This window comes from Amycolatopsis sp. MtRt-6, from assembly GCF_017308975.1.
Classification (GTDB): Bacteria; Actinomycetota; Actinomycetes; order Mycobacteriales; family Pseudonocardiaceae; genus Amycolatopsis.
Window position 1 is genome coordinate 205,682 of record NZ_JADWPD010000016.1, and the last position, 18,702, is coordinate 224,383.

The following is an 18,702-nucleotide window of genomic DNA, read 5'->3' on the forward strand; positions in this document are numbered from 1 at the left end:
GGATCAGTGGTAGCCATACCGGCAACCCTGGCGGCCCCGGTGCTGCCGTACTTCCCCCGCCAGAACAGTCTTCTTCCCTCGCCAGAGGGATCCGGCCGCCGGGCTCCCGTCGCACGCACTGCTCGCCGAACTGCTCGGCCGGGCCACCGGCGTCGACCAGTGCCTTCCGGCCGGAACTGTTAGTCGCCTTTCACTTATCTGGTACGTTGCGGAAGACGACACGATCACGGGAGGGGCGGGCGATGACAGAGGCGCCGGAGTTGCCGCTGGAGATGCGGCGGGACGGGTTCGACCCGGTCGAGGAGCTGGCCAGGGCCCGGGATGGCCAGGGCGTCGTGCGGGTGGTGACGCCGTTCGGCCAGCCCGCGTACCTGATCCTCCGCCACGAGGATGTTCGCGAGGTGCTGGCGGATTCGGCCCGGTTCAGCAATGCCCTCACACCATTCGCCGCAGCCGGTGACATGAGCGAGGACGAGCAGGAGAAGATGCGGGCCGGGTTCCTGCTCACGTTCGACCCGCCGGAACACACAAGGTTACGGCGTATGCTCACCGCGGAGTTCACGATCCGCCGGATGCGCCGGCTCGAGCCACGGATCGCGGAGATCGTCGAGGCGGCGCTGGACGACGTGGAGCGCGCCGGCCGGCCGGCCGATCTGGTGTCGAACTTCGCGTTGCCGGTGCCGTCGCTGGTGATCTGCGAGTTGCTGGGCGTGCCGTACGCCGACCGCGCCGAGTTCCACCAACGGTCCGTTCGCCTGCTGGACATCTCGCTGCCGATGGCGGAACAGGCCGCAGCGATGCGGGAGAACCGCGTCTACATGGCCGACCTGGTCGCTCGGGCGCAGGCAGACGCGGGCGAGGACATGCTGGGCATGCTGGTGCGCGAGCACGGCGACGATCTCGGCACCGACGAGCTCATCGGTATCGCGGGCCTGTTGCTGCTCGCCGGGCACGAGACGACCTCGAACATGCTCGGTCTGGGCACCCTGGCCCTGCTGCGGCACCCGGACCAGCTCGCCATGATCCGCGAGGATCCGGCGCGGGTCGAGCCCGCCATCGAGGAACTGCTGCGCTGGCTGTCCGTTGTGCACTCACTGCCACCACGCACGACCACGACCGACGTGGAAATCGCCGGCCACGCCATTCCCGCGGGATCTCTGGTGGTCCTTTCGATTCCCGCCGCCAACCGCGACGGTGAATTCATCGAGAATCCCGACGCGCTCGACATCACCCGGGGAGCCGCCAAACACATCGCCTTCGGCCACGGCGTGCACCACTGTCTGGGGGCGCCACTGGCACGCATGGAGATGCGCATCGCGTTCCCGGCCCTGCTGCGACGCTTTCCGAACCTCGCACTCGCGGACGAGGAGGCCGACTTCCGAGCCTTCAGCGCCGTCTACGGGGTGAACTCGCTGCGGGTGACCTGGTGAGAGCCGACGCAGCCCGCAACCATGAGCGGATCGTCAGCGCCGCGGTCCTGGCGTTCGAGGAGGCCGGGCCGGAGGTGACGCTCGAGGAGATCGCCGCGCGTGCGGACGTGAGCGTGATGACGGTCTACCGCCGGTTCCGCGCACGCGGCCAGCTCGTCCGGGCGGTCTTCGAGCATGTCCTCACCACCGAACTCGAACCGGTCACCGCGGTGCAGACCGACGACCCGTGGCAGGACCTGGTCGCAGTGCTCGAGGCCATCACTGAGGTACTCGCCCGGCGGCGGGCCATCATCTCGCTCGCCCACGAGTTCGAGGCGTTCGCGAACGACAGCACGCATCGCTTCCTGAACGCCGTCGAACCCGTGCTCCGCCGCGCCATCGACGCGGGCGTGGTGCGACCGGAACTGCTGCCTCGCGATCTGAACGCGATCACGTTCATGAACCTGGCAGTGGTACACCCCGGCGACCCGCACGGCGAAGACCGCAGGCGCTACCTCGCCCTGCTCATCGACGGACTGCGCCCGTCGCCGACCACGCTGCCCCCACCCTCACCGCACGACTTCTTCGCACCACCCGAAGCCGACGGACTGCCATGACCAGCGGCCCTGCCGCGGTCGCCGGTCGACGCCATCATCCAGACGGCCCTGGGCGGCCGGTATCAACTGGTTAGCGAGGTTCCGGCGCCGGATGCCGGGGTTGCGGCACCGAACAGCGGATTGGCCTTGACCGGATCCCTTGTTGGGATTGCACGCAGAACCGAGGGACGGAGACGATGTGACGATTTCGCGGCGAGGCGTGTTGCGGTGGGCGGGCGCGGCGGTGGCCTCGGGTGCGGTGGGTGTGGGCGGGGAGGGGGTCGCGGATGCGCTCCCCTCGCGGTGGGAGCGGTTGCGCGCTCGCCTGGACGGTGAGCTGCTGCTGCCCGGTGATGACGGCTATGGCACCGCACGGCTGCCGTTCAACTCGCTGTTCGACCATCATCGGCCTGCCGCGATCGCCCGGTGCGTGCGGCCATCTGACGTGCAGCGCTGCCTGGAGGAAGCGCGCCTGTCTCGCGTCCGCGTGGCTGCGCGTGGCGGCGGGCACAGCTACGCCGCCTACTCCACCCCGCACAACGGCCTGGTGGTCGACCTCACGCGGATGTCCGCGGTAGAGGTGCGGTCCGACGGCACTGCCGTGGTCGGCGCGGGTGCACGCCTCGGCCAGGTCTACTCGGCGCTCACCGCCGCCGGCAGGTGCCTGCCGCTGGGCAACTGCCAGTCCGTCGGCATCGCCGGGTTCACCCTCGGCGGCGGACTCGGCTGGACGCAGCGCACGTACGGCCTCGTCTGCGACAGGCTGCGTGCCGCCAGGATGGTCACGGTGGACAGCCGGGTGGTCACCGCGTCGGAAGACTGCGAGCCCGAACTGTTCTGGGCGTTGCGCGGCGGTGGCGGTGGCAACTTCGGAGTCGTCACCTCGTTCGAGTTCGCCACCGCGCCGATGCCCGAGGTGCTGACCGTGTTCCGCGTCCGGTTCCCGGCCGGGTCGGCGGCGGACGTCCTCGGCGGCTGGCAGCCGTGGAGCGTGGCGCTGCCCGACGAGGTGTCCACCTCCTGCGTGGCCACGCCGGACGGCGCGGTGGACGTGTTCGGCTGCGGCGTCGGACGCGAGGGCGTGGTGCTCGCGGAACTCGCTCGCTTGCTCGACGCGACCGGCGTGGACGCACCGGTCGAACACGCCGAGGTCGGCTACCCGACCGCGACGGCGATCATGACCGGTGGTCAGCCGACCCGCAACGCGTTCCGCGCGTCGTCACGGATCGTGGACAGGTGGCACGACCCACAGGCGGTGGCGGACACGGTGCGCGGCATGGACAGCGCGCTCTTGATCCTGAGCGCGCTCGGTGGAGCGATCGACCGGCGGACGCCGACGGACACGGCCTATCCGCACCGCGGCGCACCGACGTCCATCGAGCCCTTCGGCTCCGTCGGCACCCTGCCGCCCGACCAGGTCACCCGTGAGGTGGACCAGGCGCAGAAGGCGTTGGCGCGCCTGGTCGGCACCGGCACGTACATCAACTACCTGGACCCTCTCCAGCAAGACTGGGCGCAGACGTCCTACCGGCACAACCTGCGCCGGCTGCGTGCCGTGGCGCGCCGCTACGACCCGGATCTTGTGCTGCGGTTCCCCCAGTCGGTGCGCTGAGCGGTAACGGCACCCTCATCATGGCGACCGAGGGTGCCATCACCAGTCGTCGCCGCTCGACCGATCATCCAGCAGCGAGTTCCTCTTGAGCCAGATCCGCTTTTCGTCGACCCTGTTCGGGGAGTCGTCACAGGCAGCTGTGCCCGGCGCTCACTGACTCTGCAGGTAGCCGGACGAGCGGGTGAAGTCGTCCGGTCAGCTCAGCGATGCACTTGCGGCGCGCAGTTCGTCGAGGGCCTTCAGGAGGTAGGCGGCGAACCCGTCCTCGGGGGCGCGGTCGCCGTCGGACCATTCGGCGTACCCCCGTTTGAAGGCGAGGACACCGAACTCACTGGCGAGGGCGGCGGTCGGATCGGGCACGCCGCGGACGACCAGGGCAGCGGTCATAGCGGCCGCGAGGCTGACGCTCTTGAGGGCGTCGCGCTCCTGAAGTTCGGCGCTGGCGGCGACGGCGGCCTTCAGGCGCGGGGCGATCTCCCGGCTCATCGGGCCCATCGCGGTCGATGCGCGGACGAGACCGGCGGCGACCGCCTCGAGCGGGCTGGCCTCGGCGGGCGCCTCGGCGATGCCCTCGGTCAGCAGCTGACTCAGCGTCTCCTGCCCGGCGACCAGCAGCTCGCGTTTGTCGGGGAAGTGCCGGAAGAAGGTGCTCTTGGTGACCCCGGCGCGCTCGGAGATCTGCGCGACCGTCGTGGCGTCGTAGCCCTGCTCGGTAAACAGGTCGACGGCCGCCATGACGAGGCGTTCGCGCGCTCCCGGTTCCCACCGACCCATGGGGCCCATCATATGTGATGGGACTCTTGTCCCATGACTCTGGTACTTTGATGGGACAAGAGTCCCATCGCTCGCGGGAGAGTTCCATGCACGTATTCATCACCGGCGGCACCGGTCTGATCGGGTCCGCCGTCGTCGCCGAGCTCCTCGGCAACGGCCACACCGTCCTCGCCCTCGCCCGCTCCGACGCCTCGGCGCGGGCCGCCGAGGCGGCCGGCGCCGAGCCGATCCGGGGAGGTCTGTCCGATCTGGACGTCCTGCGTGCCGGCGCCGCCCAGGCTGACGGGGTGATCCACCTGGCCTTCGCCAACGACTTCAGCAGCCCCGAAGCCCTGGCGAACGCGGTCGCTGAGGAAAGCGCCGCCCTCGCCGCCCTCGGCGAGGCACTCGTCGGCAGCGACCGCCCCTTCGTCACCTGCTCGGGCACGCCCGCCGTGCCGGGCCGCGCCGCCACCGAGGCCGACCCGATTCCGACCGAAGGGCCGGTCGGTGGTCGCGGTCGTGCGGTCATGGGAGTGCTGGGCCTGGCTTCGCGCAGAGTCCGGAGCTCAGCCGTCCGCCTGCCGCGGACCGTCCACAATGAGGGTACGGGCGGGTTCGCCGGCGTGTTGACCGGGATCGCGCGCCGGAGCGGAGTGTCCGGCTATCCGGGCAACGGAACCCAGCGCTGGCCGGCCGTGCACGCGCTCGACGCCGCGGCCCTCTTCCGGCTCGCCCTGGAGCAGGCGGAAGCCGGCACCTCCTGGCATGCCGTGGGAGACGAGGGCGACCAGGTGCGTGACATCGCCGCGGTCATCGGCCGGCGACTGGGCCTGCCTGTCGAGTCCGTGCCGGTGGAAACCTACGGCCCCCTCGGCGTCATCTTCGCGGCCGACCAGCCGTCGTCCAGCACCCATACCCGGCAGGCGCTCGGCTGGGAGCCGAAGCACCCGAGCCTGCTGGAGGACCTGGAGAACATCCAGCCCTGACCAGCAGCCCACTCGTCGGTCGACCCGAATTGGTGGTAGACGACGGCGGGAAGACCGCTGATCGACGTTGCTAAGTCCCCGGACCGTTGGGGTGGTCTGCCTTGTCGGGGCGTTCGGCGTTGTGTGTCAGCATCGGCGGTTGCGTGTTCTGCGCTGTGCCCGGCGGTGTCGCTGATGGCCCGGAAGGCGCGGTTGACGCGGATCCGGAGGCCGTCTTGGTCGCGGTCAGGTTCAGGGCGGTCAGGATTTCGTGAGGTGAGGTGAGCAGCTGCGGATGGTGGTCAAGCAGGAGCTGCTGGGTTGCGGTGAGCTGGTGCACGGCGACGGTCCACTCCACCTTCACGATCAGCAACGCGCCCGCGCGGATCACCGCGTCCTTGGTGGGTTGCAGTGCTCCGAGGACCGGCCCGAGGTTCTGCATCATCGTCGCGGTGACAGTGGCGTCCTGCGCCAAGACGAAGCGGCTGTCCACTGCGTGCGCCGCTGCGGTGGCGGCCTCCCTCGCCAAGCCGGATGTGGCGGCATGGTGTGCCCGTGCCCGCATCCGCCGGAACCACGAACCCAGCACAGGGTCGTCCTGGTCGACGATCTGCAATCCGGCTGCCTGGACCAGGTCCTCCACGGCGGACTGGACCTGCCTGTGGGCCGATTCGTCTCCCAGGTAGATCGTTACCGGGAATTCCAAGGTTTCGACGACCAGCCGGTAGCCGACACCCTGTACCGGCCGCATCATCGCGAGCGGACCCAGTTTCCGGCGTAGACTCATGATCACCGCGCCCAGAGCGTTCGACGCGGTGACGGCCTGCTCACCCCAGGCGTGGGTGTACAACTCCGCGGTCGTGACCACCCGACCTTGCGCCTCTGCCAACAGTTCGAGCACTGCGAACTCCCGGCTGGTCAACGTCAGCAGCACACCACTGCGGCGCACCTCGTGACGTTCCCGGTCGATTTCGAGTTCCCCGACACGCAACACCGGCGGCGCGTCGGTCATCGCGCGGCGGACAACACTGCGCACCCACGCGACCAGCTTCGTCATGCCGAACGGTTTGACCAGGTAATCGCCTTGCTGCGACAGGTCTGCAAGCCGATTTTCGGCGCGGCCGAGGCTGGTCAGGAACAGCACCGGCGCTGACCATCCCGCCCGCCGCCGGGACCGCACGTAGGTCAAGGCGTCGCCACTGGGCAGGAATCGTTCGAACACGACGCACTCGTAGATCGTCGCGGCGAGCAGCCGGTCGGCGTCCGGAAGGTCGGGTGCGACATCGACCGAGATCCCCTCCCCGCGCAGGAACGTGCTGATGGCAAGACGGAGATCGTCGTCGTCTTCGACAACCAGCACCTGAACCACCACGCACCCCCTGGCCGAACCGTTACGTCCGTTACAGGCTGTCATATCGGGCGTTTCGTGACGATCCACCGGCCGGAATAGGCCATATCTGCTGCTTGCCGGGAATGCGCGGGTCTGGCCGACGGTCCAGACCGCAACTGGTGGTCGTTTCCCGGTGGCCTGCCATTGCGTGATCCGGGGTGCGGGCCGTACGACTTCCGCCGAGGCGCCGGTCATCACGGATGCGCTCGGACAGCGGCGGAGGAGTCCGCGCCGGCACCGGTGCCGGACCTCACTGTCCTGAATGGACCTCCGCTCCCGGAACTTCGACGCGCGCTGCCCCGGTCCGGGCGATCCGCGCGACGCCCCAGGCGCCGAGGGGCGCGAGGGCCTCGTGCAACGACCACCCCTGCTCGGTGAGTGAGTACTCGACGCGTGGTGGCACCTCGCGGTAGACCTCACGGTGCACGAGTCCGTCTTCTTCCATCTCCCGCAGCTGCTGGATCAGCATCTTCTCGCTGACCCCGGGCAGTCCTCGGCGCAGCTGGCCGAACCTGCGGGTCGCCTGCGCGAGTTCCCACAGGATCAGCGACTTCCACTTGCCGGTCACCACGTCCATCGCCGCGTCGAGCCCGCAGACGTAGGGGCCGGTCCGAGGTGCTCCGCTCATGGCAACCCTTTCCACACTTACCGAAAAGTGAGTATTGAACTCTGAAGTACGTACTTGTCGGTTCCACAGTACGTGGGAAGCATGGTGCGAGCCGCGATCGAGCAAAACCGAGAAGGGGATTCAATTGTCCGCTGCACCACCGATCAGCGTTCTGGGCCTCGGCGAGATGGGCCAGGCACTGGTCACCGCCCTGCTGAAGGCCGGCATCCCGGCCACGGTCTGGAACCGCACCCCCGGCAAGGCCGACGGGGTGACCGCCGCGGGCGCCACCGAGGCCGAGTCGGCCGACGCGGCGGTCGCCGCCGCCGACGTGGTCGTCGTCTGCCTGTTCGACCACGCCTCCGTGCACGAGACCCTCGACCCGCTGGTCGACCGGCTCCGGGGCCGGGTGGTGGTCAACCTGACCACCACCTCGCCGGAACAGGCCAGGGACCTGCACGGCTGGGCCGCCGAGGCCGGCATCGGTTACCTGGACGGCGGGATCATGGCCGTACCGGGCATGATCGCCACTCCGGCGGCCGAAATCCTCTACAGCGGCGACGAGCAGGTTTTCCGGCGCCACCGGGAGATCCTCGACGTCTGGGGCACCAGCACCTACTTCGGTGCCGACGCCGGCCTCGCCTCGCTGTACGACCTGGCGTTGCTGGCGGGCATGTACGTGATGTTCGCGGGCTACCTGCAGGGTGCCGCGATGGTGCGCACCGCCGGTGTCCCGGCGAGCGCGTTCGCCATCCGGGCGAAGGCCTGGCTGGCCGCGATGACCGAGACCTTCACCGCTTTGGGCGAGGTCGTCGACGGCGGTGACTACACCGTTGCCGGCCAGCAGAGCCTCGACTTCTCCGACCTCACCAAGCTGCTGGACGCCGCCGCCGAAGCCGGGGTCGGTGGGCAGCCCATCGCGATGGTGCAGAAGCTGATCGACCAGCAGCGCGACGCCGGCTACGGCGGGCACAGCTTCGCCCGCATCTACGAAAGCATCCGCCACCCGTGATCGAAGAGAGCAGGAAGCACATGTCCACGACCGAACCCGGCGACCCGGTCACCGTGATCGGCCTCGGTCCGATGGGGCAGGCGATCAGCAGGATCCTGCACGACGCCGGGCACCCGGTCACGGTCTGGAACCGGACCGCGGCCCGCGCGGACGCCCTGGTCGAGGCCGGGGCGACCCGGGCGCCAGACCCGGCCTCGGCACTCGCCGCGGCGGAACTGGTCCTGCTCAGCCTGACCGAGTACCAGGCCATGTACGACATCCTCGGCGACGCCACCTCGGCGCTCGCCGGCCGGACGCTGGTCAACATCAGTTCCGACACCCCGGACCGCACCGCCGAGGCCGCCGAGTGGGCCACCCGGCACGGCGCCCGGTTCGTCGCGGGCGGCATCATGGTGCCGCCACCGATGCTCGGCACCGGAGCGGCCTACGCCTACTACAGCGGCGACCGAACCGCCTTCACCCGGTGGGAACACGTTCTGCGGTTGATCGGCGCACCCCGCTACCTGGGCGAAGATCCGCGCCTGGCACAACTGCTCTACCTGGCCAACCTGGACGTCTTCCTCGCCACCACCGCGAGCCTCCTGCACGCCGCGGCACTGGCCCGCGCCTTCGGGGTCCCGGCCGAGGCGGTGGTCCCGGATCTGGTCGAGCACATCGGCACCATCCCGGCCATCCTCGGTTCGGCGACCGATTTCGCGGCTCAGCTGGACAACGGCACCTTCGGTGACCCGCGCAGCGTGATCATGATGGGCGCGACCGCCGACCACGTCGCGATCGCCACCGCCGCGGCAGGCGTCCACCCAGGTCTGCCCGCCGCGGTCAAGGAACTCTACGACGCCGCGATCGCCGGAGGGCACGGCAGCGTGTTCGAAGTCATGAAAGCGGACTGACGCGCCCGGACCGCCTTTTTGCCGTGGCCGGGCAGCGCCGCCGGCTCATAAGGTAGTTGCGGCTCGGGGGCGAACGCTCTGGCGCCTGGTACGGCAACGGCAGTTGGTGGTGTTGTGGAAGATCTCCGTTGTGGCGGTCGATGTCGTGATGGATCAGCTGGCCAGGGTGCATGAGTGGATCGCGGGCCGGTCCGCGCGGCCGGAACCGTGGAGTCGGGCGCGGGAGTAGGTGTCCGGCCTGGAATGCCAAAACTCAAGATTTGCTCTAACGAAAAACCGCCCTACCTGGATCTTCGGATCCGGTGGGCGGTGTTTCGTCACTGTGGAGGTTAGGGGACCTTACTCGAACATAAAAGCCCAGGTCAGAGCCCTGGAAGAGCTCCGCGAGAAGCTTCCCAGCCTCGATGCACCCGAGCCGACCTCGATCAAGCGCGACCGACCTCGCCGCGTCCGGCAACTCGGTCCCGGGCAAGTCGAGCAGCTGATCGCCGGCTACCGGTCCGGCGCGACGGTGTACGAGCTCGGTGACCGGTTCGGCATCGAACGGCGAACGGTCAGCACCATCCTCCACCGGCACGGCGTGCCGATGCGTCGCCGCGGCCTATCGCCCGACCAGGTCGACGAGGCAATCCACCTCTACAACCTCGGCTGGTCCCTGGCCCGCGTCGGCGAACACCTCGGCGTAAACCACACCACCGTGCTGAACAAACTGCGCGAACGCGGCATCCCCACGCGCGACACCCACGGCCACCCGCGCGTCGAAGCAGGTGTTGCTCGATGACCAGGCGTGCAGCTGTGTCGACGCGATCTGCTTCGGACGGGGCCTCCGTCGTGCAGGCCGTCACCGTGATCATGGGCGTCGTCGTTGGACTCACCTTCCTCTTCGGCTTCGGCAACGTCCTCAACCTCGCACTGCTGCTCGCCCCGGCCGGCAGCCGGTGCTCGCCGAAGTCGAGGTCGAGATCATCGAGCTGGTCGATGGTCGCTTCAGGACCCGCCGGCGGGAGGTGACGGCAGGCCCGTGTAAGGAGCGTCGCCCCGGGTACCCTCCGCCGGAGACGATCGGACGCGGCCGGATCTGTCGCCGTTGATCGTCGGGAGGGATCTGCCGTGCCAGTGACCTGGGCCGGAGACGACCAGGACGGCTGGCTTGTGCTGGACTTCGACAGCATCGGCCTGGACGACTTGGCGCCTGCCCGGCGCTGGGCCGAGGATCAGCTCGCCGACCTCGGTGAAGAGCACCGGATCGACACCATGCTGGTGGTCGCCGAACTGCTGGACAACGCTTTCCTGCACGTCGGCGGCCGGGTCCGGTTACGGCTGCGGCTGGACGCGGACCCGTGCGAAACCACGGTGGCCGTAGCGGATGAGGGGGGCGGCATCGCACGGTTGCGTGATCCGGACAGCGAAGGCGGCCGCGGGCTGCTGCTGGTCGACCGGATCTGCTCGGCCTGGGGAGTCAGTCACCACGACGACGGCAAGGTCGTGTGGGGCGTGCTCGGCTGCGCGAAGTCCGGCATCGCCTGTCCGGCGGCATCCTCCGGCAGCACCGGCGGGCCACCCTAGCGGCGTGCACTTCCCTCGAGGCCGACGATCCTTGCGCAGGCTTGCGGTCCTTTGGTCCATTGCAGACGTCCACAGTGGAGCTTGTTCTGCGGACCGATGTACGCGCCCCGGGCGTCCCTTTCCGACAACGAGGCCGACCGGCGGCCATCTGCCCCGTCCAGCCGCCCCACGCAGCGACAACTGGTGACTGTGTCCTCGTCATCGGCCACGACCGGTCAGCTCGGTGAGCAGACCACCGGGTGGGCTCACGCTGGGTCTGGGGGCGAGCGGAAGACGTCGGCAATCCGGGCCCGGCGGCAACCGAAGAGACCAACCCCGTTTCCTCTTCCGAGGACTAGACTGCCCGTAACGCCCCAGACCCCGGCGATCCTGTTTCCCGTTGCCGGCCGCGTCAGCCGGCAACCGAACCGGACGTGAGGACACGATGGTGGGGCGCGTGGTGCTGGCCGGTCTGCTCGGTCCCGCTTGCGTCTTGACCACGATCGGTGCGCCGGCCCTGCCGCGGGTCGGCTGGCTGCTGCTCGGCGGCAGCGCCGGGCTGCTCGTGGCTTTCCTTGTCCCGTTGCTGGCGCGCGGCGACGCCGGGACGGCCGGGCCCGAGCCACCGGTGGGCCCGGCACCCGCCGCGGCCGAGCCGCCCGGGTCTTCGGTACCACCGCCCGTCCCGGTGGCCGGCATGGCGACCGAGGAGCTGTGCCTGGCGTGGCGGCGCAGCTACTTCCTCCTGCTCCTCGCCGCCGATCTGCAGGCGCGTCGGCTCGTCGTCGAGCGCCGGCAGGACTTCCTCGACGAAATCGAACGACGGGACCGCAGCGGGTTCCTCCGCTGGCTGGCCGATGGCGCCCGGGCCGGCGGTGATCCCGCTCCGTACCTGACCACCCGGACCTGACCGACCGAAAGGCTCATCATGGCGATGGTCGACGGCGCGCTTCTCGCTTCGGCGATGTCAGGGGATCGCGCCGCGACCGAGGCGCTGCTGGGCTGGTTGCGCCCGGGCGTGCTGCGGTACTGCCAGGCGCGCCTGGGAAACCGGTGCTACCGCGACAGCGACGCGGACGACTGCGCGCAGGAGGTGCTGCTCGGCGTGCTCGGTGCGCTGCCGGGTTATCGCTACGGTGCTGCCCAGTTCATGAGCTTCGTCTACGGCGTCGCGTCGCACAAGGTCGTCGACGCTCACCGCCGCCGGGAAAGCGATGCGAGCCGCCCGGTTTCGCAGTTCGCCCCGCTGACTTCCGACCGGCCGGGGCCGTTGCGCCAAGTCGAACGGCTCGAGCTGTGTCAGCGGGTCGGCTTCCTGCTGGCCCTGTTGGGGCCGGAACAGCGCGATGTCGTGGTGCTGCGGGTCATGCTCGGCCTGTCCGCCCGGGAAACAGCTGCCGCGCTCGGCGTCGCCAGTTCGGGCGCGGTCCGCGTGAGCCAGCACCGCGCCCTCACCACGTTGCGCCGGCACCTTGCCGCACACTGATCCGGTGACGCGTTCGCCGGGTATCGAGCAGGACGTGCAGGCCCGTCACGGGCACGCGATTCGGCGCCCGGCGCGAGGGTCAGCTGCCGCTTGCGGAGGCGAGCGTCGCCCACACCACCTTTCCACCCGACCAGCGCCGGCTGCTTCCCCACGACGTCGCGGTTTGGGTGACGATCCGCAGGCCGATGCCCGGGTCGCGCAGGCCGGATCGCTCCAGAAGGCGTGCCGGACCGGAGTGCTCGTCGGCGACGGCGATGGTGAACAGGCCCCGGCGCAGATCGAGGCGGACGTCAGGTGCGGACCTGGTGTGCTGGAGCGTGTTGTCGACGAGCTCGCCCACGACCAGGAGCCCGTCGTAGGCCAGCTCGGGCACGCCCCAATCCGCGGTGCGCTCCCGGAGGAACGTGCGAGCGAGCTCCGGCGCGTCCTCGGTGCGGGGGAACTTCCGCTGGGCCCATCGGCGCGCGGGAATCTCCTGGCTGTTTTCGGCGGTCTCGACGTCGTCACAGACCGCAACAAGGCGGTCGGTGCCGTGGCCGTGGAAGGCGTGCAGATGCACCCGCTGACGGGTGACCAGGGTGAACGGGATGCCGGGCCAGTGCCCGATCCGGCGGGCGACCAGGGGGAAGACGGTGGCGGGGGACAGTGCGTCGATGACCAGCCCGTCGACGTCGGCGATCAGCCCGGGCGGACCGTCGGCGGCCACCTTCAGCAGGCCGTCACGCAGAAACCGGTAACCGGAGAGGTCGAGCTCCCCGGTGACGGTGACCAGGGTGCTGGCGAGCCGGGCAGCAGGCGCCAGGGTGATGCCGCCGGCGATCACGGCACCGGTTCGGCGGCGCGCCCCCACCGCTTCCGATCACCTGTCACGGTGGCGCCGCCGTACCGGCCCGGACGCTCGGGGATCGGGCACTTCGGCGATCGGGTGTCCCCGCCGGTTCGGCAGCAGGACGGCCCAGACGACCTTGCCGCTGCCCCAAGACGGGCTGCATCCCCAGCGGTGTGCGGTCTGGGCGACCAGCCGGAGTCCGAGACCGTTCTCTTTGGGGCGCTCGCGCAGGACGGCCTGTCGCGGGTCGTCGTCGGCGACCGAGATCGTGAAAGTGTCCGGGCGCAGTTCGAGCCGCAGCCGGGGGTGCGATGTCGTGTGCAGGATCGCGTTCTCCACCAGCTCGGTCGCGACCATAAGGGCATCGTCGACGTGCTCGCGCACGTTCCACTGCGCGCAGGTCCGGCCGACGAACGCCCGGGCGGTCGCGGAGGCGTGCGGCGACGCGGCCAGCAGCTGCGCCGCCCGCAGGCGGGACGGGCGCTCGCGTGCCTGTTCGGCCGCGAGGACGTCGGCGTGGACCGGCAGATTCGCTCCGCGCGTCGCCAGCTGGGCCACGTGATCCGCGCGGTCGGTGACCACCGCGAACGGAAGCCCGGGCCAGTCGCCGATTCGCAGCGCGATGACGGTGAACACACTCATGAGGTTGTCGTCGTCGACGTCGAGACCGTGGATGTCGGCGATGACGCTCTCCGGCGCGTCCGTGGCCAGCTTGAGCACACCGTCGCGCAGCTCCCGATAGCCGGCCTCGGTCAAGGCGCCGGTCAAGGTCGCCACGGTCGACTCCGCCCGGTAGTGCGGCACCAGGTGCAACCCGGTTTCACCGGTCATGTACTTGCCTCACTCCCGCGACACCGGCCGCGGTCATCGGCCGGGACCGATGGTCTCGCCGACACGCCGTCGGCGGCTTCCAGGCCGAGCGCGGCGAGCAGCGAAGCGCAATCTTCGGCGTCGCTTGCGGCTGAGGCGACCAGCCGGGCACTGCGATACCGCTGTTCGGGCGTGAGCGCCATGGCGCCGGTCTCTTCGGGTGGCATCGCGACGCGCCTCATCGGTCTGGCAACAGACGCTGGGGCGCCGGTACCCCTGGATTCGCGGTGGTCATCAGTCGCCACCACGAACGGGTGCGTTCACCGGATCTTCTCGGGGATCTCTTCGAGCGTCCGCAGCAACCGGATCGCCAGTGTGCGGGCTTCTTCGGCGGACAGCGGCGAATTCTCCTTCACCGTGTTCTCGACGAGGTTCACTCGCTGCTCGTAACGGGTCACGGAGTCCATGTCTGACCTTCTTTTCTCTTGATGACATCCGGTGGTGGGGATGTCCGGCTCCATCGGATCGGGGAGAGCACTTTGTCCCGAAGGACCGATGTCACCGCCGGGTGCGGCCGGACGGGTCGTACGCCCGCTTGCCGGGCGCAGCAGACCGGCGATGCGGGAAGCGTTCGGCCTCGTCTCCGGAAGCGGGGGCCGGGGTGTACACGGGCTGGCGGAACAAGCTCCCGTAGCGGCTGTCCTGGGGTGTGGTGAGCGTTCCGGGGCGGGGTTGTTCCGCGATGGGATGGCTGAACAACGAGCTGTCCATGGTGGGAGTACTGATCAGGAAATCCTTTCGGGTACGCCGCCGGAGGGCGGCGTCGGAAGTGCAAGCGGCGGGCCGGGCCGCGGAACAGGTCACCGAGCGACGTGCCCGGGCTTCAGCGCGGCCGTAGTTCGGCGAGGGTGGCTTTCGGGTCCGACGGCACGTCGGTGCTCCCGTCCCCGGCCGCTGGCAGCGCCGGATTGGGGCCGAGGACGGCGCAGGTTCGACCACTTGCGCGCGAAATGCTCTCGGTCAACACCCAGCGTACACGACGGCTGCGCCGGGTGTGTTAAGACTGGGTTCTAGCAAAGGGGCCCTCGTGGACCAGCTCAGTCTCGGCGTCGTCGCGCACTCTCGGAAAGAGAACGAACGGCGGTTGCCGATCCACCCGCACCACCTCGACCGGATCGACGCCGATCTCCGGGACCGCATCTACCTCGAACACGGCTACGGCGAACCTTTCGGCGTGCCCGACGAGCAGCTCGCGCGCGCGGTCGCGGGGCTGCGCACGCGCGAGCAGCTCATCGCCGAGTCCGACGTGGTCCTGCTGGCCAAACCGCTGACGGACGACGTCGCTGAACTGCGGCCCGGCCAGGTGCTGTGGGGCTGGCCGCACTGCGTGCAGGACGCCGAGCTGACCCAGCTGGCCATCGACCGGCGGCTGACCGTGATCGCGTTCGAAGCCATGAACCACTGGCGGCGCGACGGCTCGTTCGGGCTGCACGTCTTCCACAAGAACAACGAACTGGCCGGCTACTGCTCGGTCCTGCACGCGCTGCAGCTGATCGGTTCGACCGGGGACTACGGCCGCCGGCTGCGGGCGGTGGTGATCGGCTTCGGCGCGACCGCCCGCGGCGCGGTGACCGCGCTGAACGCCCACGGCATCCACGACGTCGAAGTCCTCACGGCCCGCGGTCTCAGCGCGGTCGCCTCGCCGATCCACTCCGCGACGATGGTCCACTTCGACCACGACAAGAACCACCCCGGCGACCCCCGGCGCAGCCACGCGCACACCGACCGCGGCCGGGTGCCGCTGGCCGGCTTCCTCGCCGAGCACGACATCGTCGTCAACTGCGTGCTCCAGGACACCGACGCGCCGCTGACCTTCCTCATCGAGGACGACCTCGCCGCGTTCGCCCCGGGCAGCCTGATCGTCGACGTCTCCTGTGACGAAGGCATGGGCTTCAGCTGGGCGCGGCCCACCACGTTCGCCCGGCCGGCCTTTCCGGTCGGCCACGGCGTCACCTACTACGCCGTCGACCACAGTCCCTCCTACCTGTGGAACTCGGCGACCTGGGAGATCAGCGAAGCGCTGCTGCCGCACCTGCGGACAGTCCTTTCCGGACAGTCCACTTGGGAGGAGACCGAAACGGTGGGACGGGCCGTCGAGATCCGGGACGGTACGATCCGCAACCCCGCGATCCTCTCTTTCCAGAAGCGCGCCACGGAATACCCGCACACGCTGCGGCTCAAGGCACCGGAACCGTCCACCTGAGACAGGTGCCACCGTCGGCGGGGCGTTCGAGCCGCAACGACCCGCCCGCTTCCGCGGCACGCTGCTCGAGGTTGCGCAGCCCGCTGCGGGCCACGGCTTCCGGCATCCCGATCCCGGTGTCGGAAACCTCGACGACCAGGTCTTCGTCCAGGGATACGGTGACCGCCAGCTCCGCCGCACGCGCGTGCCGCAGGACGTTGCTGACCGCTTCGCGCACCACCGCCTCGGCGTGTTCGGCCAGCCCGGCGGGCACCCGGTCGAACGCTCCCGACAGCCGGACCGTCGTGTGGATGGCGGAGTCGGCGCATCCGTCGGTGATCGCGTTCTGCAGGCGCGCCCGCAGGCCACGACCGGCTCCCGGCCGGCTGTGCAGGGCGAAGATCGCGCTGCGGATCTCTTCGATGACGTCCTGGAGCTGGTCGATGTGCTGGGTGAGCCGGGCGGTGACCGCGGGTGAGTCCGTCCGGCGGCGGGTGCCCTCGATGCCCATGCCGACCGCGAACAGCCGCTGGATGACGTGGTCGTGCAGGTCGCGGGCGATCCGGTCCCGGTCCACCGCCACGTCCAGCTCGCGGCGGGCGGCCTGGCTTTCGGCGTCCCGCAGCGCCAGCGCGGCCTGGTCGGCGAAGGCGGATACGAGCTGCAGTTCGTGCTCGTCGAACAGCGCCGCGCCGGGAGCGCGGACCGCCACGAGCACGCCCGCGGTGGACTCGCCGGAGCGCAACCGCACCACCAGCGCCGGCCCGAGGTCCATGCCCAGGCCGTAGGCCAGGTTCGGCACGCTGCGCGGGACGTGGTCGCGCAGCACCGCGCCGGAGGTCGATCCGTCGAGCGGGATCCGGCGGCCGGTCAGCGCCTCGGCGTCGGGGCCGGCGCACACCGTGACGGCCAGCGCCCCACCCGGCGACACGGGCAGCGCGATGAGGGCGTCGTCGGCGCCGGTCAGCTCGGCCGCCCGGGTCGCCACCAGGCGCAACACCTCGTGGACGTCGGTGCCGCCGAGGAGTTCGGCGGAGATCTCCCCGGTGGCTTCCAGCCACCGCTGCCTGCTCCGGCTCTCCTCGTAGAGCCGTGCGTTGTCCACGGCGATCCCGGCCGCCGCCGCCAGCGCGTCGATCGCCCGTTCGTCGTCGGCGGTGAACGGCCGCTCGCCGCCGAGGCACAGCCGGCCGAGGACCGCGCCCCGGACCAGGAGCGGGACGTCGAGAACGGCCGGCACCGGGGTGACGTCGTCGGCGCCGGTCGCGTCGTCGACGCCCGTGGCGGCGAACCCGGTGGTCCGGCCGTTCTCGTCGAGCAGGGTCAGCGCGCCGCAGCGGGCGCCGATCAGGCCGGTGGCGGCGGTGACGATCCGGTGCAGCGTGGTCTCGAGCTCCAGACCGGCGGAGAAGGCGAGGACGGCCGCGGGCAGCGCGTCCATCCGGTCCCGGCCCGACGTCGTTTCCGCGGGCATGCCACCACAGTGGCACGGCGGTGCGGCCCGTGGCGGGTTCCGGGGGAACCGAACCACGTTCGCAACCGGCGACCTTCGCCCGGCCACGGGTGCCGTTCGGCCCTTGGCCCGCGCCGGAGCCCGGCGGACGGTGAGGGACAGCCATGATTCCAGGAGTTCGGAGCCGTCCATGAAGACCGGTGTCATGCCCGTCGGGCACCTCAGCGAGAGCCAGATGCGATCCGTGCTTCTCGCGGCCACGGCTCCGCCGCCGCTGCGCCGCGGGCGGCCGTGGCGGTTCCAGTGCACGCCGGACGCCGTCGAGCTGTACGCGGATTCGCTCTCCACCGGTACCGACAGCGACCAGCGGGAACGCATGCTGGACTGCGGGGCCGCTCTGCTGAACCTCCGGCTGGCGATCAAGGCGCAGAGCAGCCACGCCGATACGCGCCTGTTCCCCACCGCGGACCGGCCCGACCTGCTCGCCGTCGTGCGGCCGAACGGCTACGAGACGATCGCCCCGGTGGACCGGGAGCTCGTGGCGGCCATCGCCGACCGGCAGAGCAACCGCCGCCCGTTCACCGCCGCCGTCATCCCCGACGCCGTGCAGCGCCAGCTCCGGCGGGCGGCCGAGGTGGAACGCGCCTGGCTGGCCACCATCACCGACGACCAGGTGCCCCAGCTGCGCGACATCATGCACCGCACGGAACTCCCGCCGGCCACGCCCGGCCCCGGTGGTGGGAGCGACCTCGACATCGAGCCCGGTCGGCTGGTCGTGGTGATCGGCTCGCTGCACGACACCGCTCTCGGCCGGCTCCAGGCCGGTCAAGCCCTGCAGCGGGTTCTGCTCACGGCCGCCGCCGCAGGGCTTTCGGCGGCGCTCTCCTCGCAGGTGATGGCCGTACCGGCGGCCCGGCGTGAACTGCGGCAGCTGCTCGGCGGCGGGCTCTGGCCGCAAGTCATGCTGCGGCTCGGCCACGGCACCGCCGTTGCGTCCCCCACACAGACACAGCTCGAAGACGTCGTGATCAGCGACGCGCACCCGTTCGGCCGCTAACCGCCCGGACGCCGTTGCGCGCCGTGGATCCCGGTGACCAGGA

The 18,702-nt window shown here is 70.3% G+C and carries 20 protein-coding genes; 13 read left to right on the top strand and 7 right to left on the bottom strand.

Annotated elements, in window-relative coordinates; translation table 11 throughout:
* Nucleotides 1-242: 242 nt before the first annotated feature.
* The 3 genes from I4Q55_RS26440 (at nt 243) to I4Q55_RS26450 (ending at nt 3,617) form a co-directional block, all read left to right on the top strand.
* The gene (locus I4Q55_RS26440; protein ID WP_206791330.1) at nt 243-1,430 is read left to right on the top strand and encodes a cytochrome P450; all 1,188 of its coding nucleotides are present in this window, start codon (nt 243-245) and stop codon (nt 1,428-1,430) included.
* Entirely contained in the window at nt 1,427-2,026 is a 600-nt protein-coding gene (locus I4Q55_RS26445; protein WP_206791331.1) for a TetR/AcrR family transcriptional regulator, read from the top strand. Before I4Q55_RS26440 ends, I4Q55_RS26445 begins: the two co-directional genes overlap by 4 nt.
* A 292-nt stretch (nt 2,027-2,318) precedes the next feature.
* Entirely contained in the window at nt 2,319-3,617 is a 1,299-nt protein-coding gene (locus I4Q55_RS26450; RefSeq protein WP_206791332.1) for an FAD-dependent oxidoreductase, read from the top strand.
* A gap of 195 nt (nt 3,618-3,812) precedes the next feature.
* On the opposite strand, the gene I4Q55_RS26455 is transcribed toward I4Q55_RS26450, so the two are convergent.
* Nucleotides 3,813-4,391, bottom strand: coding sequence for a TetR/AcrR family transcriptional regulator (locus I4Q55_RS26455; protein ID WP_206791334.1), 579 nt, complete (start codon nt 4,389-4,391; stop codon nt 3,813-3,815).
* 86 nt (nt 4,392-4,477) lie between these two features.
* Here I4Q55_RS26455 and I4Q55_RS26460 point away from each other — a divergent pair, with 86 nt between their 5' ends.
* The gene (locus tag I4Q55_RS26460) at nt 4,478-5,359 is read left to right on the top strand and encodes an SDR family oxidoreductase (protein WP_206791336.1); all 882 of its coding nucleotides are present in this window, start codon (nt 4,478-4,480) and stop codon (nt 5,357-5,359) included.
* Between the two features lie 70 nt (nt 5,360-5,429).
* On the opposite strand, the gene I4Q55_RS50635 is transcribed toward I4Q55_RS26460, so the two are convergent.
* Complete coding sequence (locus I4Q55_RS50635; RefSeq protein ID WP_307793309.1) at nt 5,430-6,707, bottom strand: response regulator transcription factor; 1,278 nt, start codon at nt 6,705-6,707, stop codon at nt 5,430-5,432.
* 271 nt (nt 6,708-6,978) lie between these two features.
* Nucleotides 6,979-7,356 (bottom strand): helix-turn-helix domain-containing protein, encoded by a 378-nt coding sequence (locus I4Q55_RS26470; protein WP_206791338.1) that lies wholly within the window; start codon nt 7,354-7,356, stop codon nt 6,979-6,981.
* Between the two features lie 124 nt (nt 7,357-7,480).
* On the opposite strand from I4Q55_RS26470, the gene I4Q55_RS26475 reads away from it, so the two are divergent.
* The 7 genes from I4Q55_RS26475 (at nt 7,481) to I4Q55_RS26505 (ending at nt 12,268) form a co-directional block, all read left to right on the top strand.
* Nucleotides 7,481-8,347 carry an NAD(P)-dependent oxidoreductase gene (locus I4Q55_RS26475; RefSeq protein ID WP_242546744.1) on the top strand — a complete coding sequence of 289 codons (867 nt, stop codon included), beginning with the start codon at nt 7,481-7,483 and terminating at the stop codon, nt 8,345-8,347.
* Entirely contained in the window at nt 8,344-9,237 is an 894-nt protein-coding gene (locus I4Q55_RS26480; protein WP_374194491.1) for an NAD(P)-dependent oxidoreductase, read from the top strand. Before I4Q55_RS26475 ends, I4Q55_RS26480 begins: the two co-directional genes overlap by 4 nt.
* A gap of 229 nt (nt 9,238-9,466) precedes the next feature.
* Entirely contained in the window at nt 9,467-10,018 is a 552-nt protein-coding gene (locus I4Q55_RS26485; protein ID WP_307793310.1) for a hypothetical protein, read from the top strand.
* Nucleotides 10,015-10,248: a hypothetical protein gene (locus I4Q55_RS26490; RefSeq protein WP_206791379.1), complete on the top strand. Its 234-nt coding sequence runs from the start codon at nt 10,015-10,017 to the stop codon at nt 10,246-10,248. Before I4Q55_RS26485 ends, I4Q55_RS26490 begins: the two co-directional genes overlap by 4 nt.
* 99 nt (nt 10,249-10,347) lie before the next feature.
* Nucleotides 10,348-10,803, top strand: a complete 456-nt coding sequence (locus I4Q55_RS26495) for an ATP-binding protein (protein WP_307793311.1) — start codon at nt 10,348-10,350, stop codon at nt 10,801-10,803.
* Nucleotides 10,804-11,275: 472 nt separating this feature from the next.
* Nucleotides 11,276-11,692 carry a hypothetical protein gene (locus tag I4Q55_RS26500; RefSeq protein ID WP_242546745.1) on the top strand — a complete coding sequence of 139 codons (417 nt, stop codon included), beginning with the start codon at nt 11,276-11,278 and terminating at the stop codon, nt 11,690-11,692.
* Between the two features lie 18 nt (nt 11,693-11,710).
* Nucleotides 11,711-12,268: a sigma-70 family RNA polymerase sigma factor gene (locus tag I4Q55_RS26505; RefSeq protein WP_091315912.1), complete on the top strand. Its 558-nt coding sequence runs from the start codon at nt 11,711-11,713 to the stop codon at nt 12,266-12,268.
* 79 nt (nt 12,269-12,347) lie between these two features.
* On the opposite strand, the gene I4Q55_RS26510 is transcribed toward I4Q55_RS26505, so the two are convergent.
* The 3 genes from I4Q55_RS26510 to I4Q55_RS26520 all read right to left on the bottom strand — a co-directional run bounded on the left by I4Q55_RS26510 (nt 12,348) and on the right by I4Q55_RS26520 (nt 14,374).
* The gene (locus tag I4Q55_RS26510) at nt 12,348-13,118 is read right to left on the bottom strand and encodes an ATP-binding protein (protein WP_307793312.1); all 771 of its coding nucleotides are present in this window, start codon (nt 13,116-13,118) and stop codon (nt 12,348-12,350) included.
* A 9-nt stretch (nt 13,119-13,127) separates the two neighbouring features.
* Nucleotides 13,128-13,928, bottom strand: coding sequence for an ATP-binding protein (locus I4Q55_RS26515; RefSeq protein ID WP_242546746.1), 801 nt, complete (start codon nt 13,926-13,928; stop codon nt 13,128-13,130).
* Nucleotides 13,929-14,227: 299 nt separating this feature from the next.
* Nucleotides 14,228-14,374: a DUF6307 family protein gene (locus I4Q55_RS26520; protein ID WP_206791343.1), complete on the bottom strand. Its 147-nt coding sequence runs from the start codon at nt 14,372-14,374 to the stop codon at nt 14,228-14,230.
* A gap of 620 nt (nt 14,375-14,994) precedes the next feature.
* On the opposite strand from I4Q55_RS26520, the gene I4Q55_RS26525 reads away from it, so the two are divergent.
* On the top strand, nt 14,995-16,170 hold the full coding sequence (locus I4Q55_RS26525; protein WP_206791344.1) for a N(5)-(carboxyethyl)ornithine synthase: 1,176 nt from the start codon (nt 14,995-14,997) through the stop codon (nt 16,168-16,170).
* Here the strand turns inward: I4Q55_RS26525 and I4Q55_RS26530 are convergent.
* Complete coding sequence (locus I4Q55_RS26530) at nt 16,145-17,623, bottom strand: GAF domain-containing protein (RefSeq protein ID WP_206791345.1); 1,479 nt, start codon at nt 17,621-17,623, stop codon at nt 16,145-16,147. The two genes, I4Q55_RS26525 and I4Q55_RS26530, sit on opposite strands and share 26 nt — an antisense overlap.
* A 169-nt stretch (nt 17,624-17,792) precedes the next feature.
* Between I4Q55_RS26530 and I4Q55_RS26535 the strand changes: the two genes are divergently transcribed.
* Nucleotides 17,793-18,659 (top strand): hypothetical protein, encoded by an 867-nt coding sequence (locus I4Q55_RS26535; protein WP_242546748.1) that lies wholly within the window; start codon nt 17,793-17,795, stop codon nt 18,657-18,659.
* Nucleotides 18,660-18,702: the final 43 nt, after the last annotated feature.

Excerpts from the sequence above, each read along its gene's own strand:
- I4Q55_RS26440 (WP_206791330.1), top strand. The coding sequence starts at position 243 with ATGACAGAGGCGCCGGAGTTGCCGCTGGAGATGCGGCGGGACGGGTTC.
- I4Q55_RS26455 (WP_206791334.1), bottom strand. The coding sequence starts at position 4,391 with ATGGGTCGGTGGGAACCGGGAGCGCGCGAACGCCTCGTCATGGCGGCC.
- I4Q55_RS26460 (WP_206791336.1), top strand. The coding sequence starts at position 4,478 with ATGCACGTATTCATCACCGGCGGCACCGGTCTGATCGGGTCCGCCGTC.
- I4Q55_RS26470 (WP_206791338.1), bottom strand. The coding sequence starts at position 7,356 with ATGAGCGGAGCACCTCGGACCGGCCCCTACGTCTGCGGGCTCGACGCG.
- I4Q55_RS26490 (WP_206791379.1), top strand. The coding sequence starts at position 10,015 with ATGACCAGGCGTGCAGCTGTGTCGACGCGATCTGCTTCGGACGGGGCC.
- I4Q55_RS26505 (WP_091315912.1), top strand. The coding sequence starts at position 11,711 with ATGGCGATGGTCGACGGCGCGCTTCTCGCTTCGGCGATGTCAGGGGAT.
- I4Q55_RS26515 (WP_242546746.1), bottom strand. The coding sequence starts at position 13,928 with ATGACCGGTGAAACCGGGTTGCACCTGGTGCCGCACTACCGGGCGGAG.
- I4Q55_RS26520 (WP_206791343.1), bottom strand. The coding sequence starts at position 14,374 with ATGGACTCCGTGACCCGTTACGAGCAGCGAGTGAACCTCGTCGAGAAC.
- I4Q55_RS26530 (WP_206791345.1), bottom strand. The coding sequence starts at position 17,623 with ATGCCCGCGGAAACGACGTCGGGCCGGGACCGGATGGACGCGCTGCCC.
- I4Q55_RS26535 (WP_242546748.1), top strand. The coding sequence starts at position 17,793 with ATGAAGACCGGTGTCATGCCCGTCGGGCACCTCAGCGAGAGCCAGATG.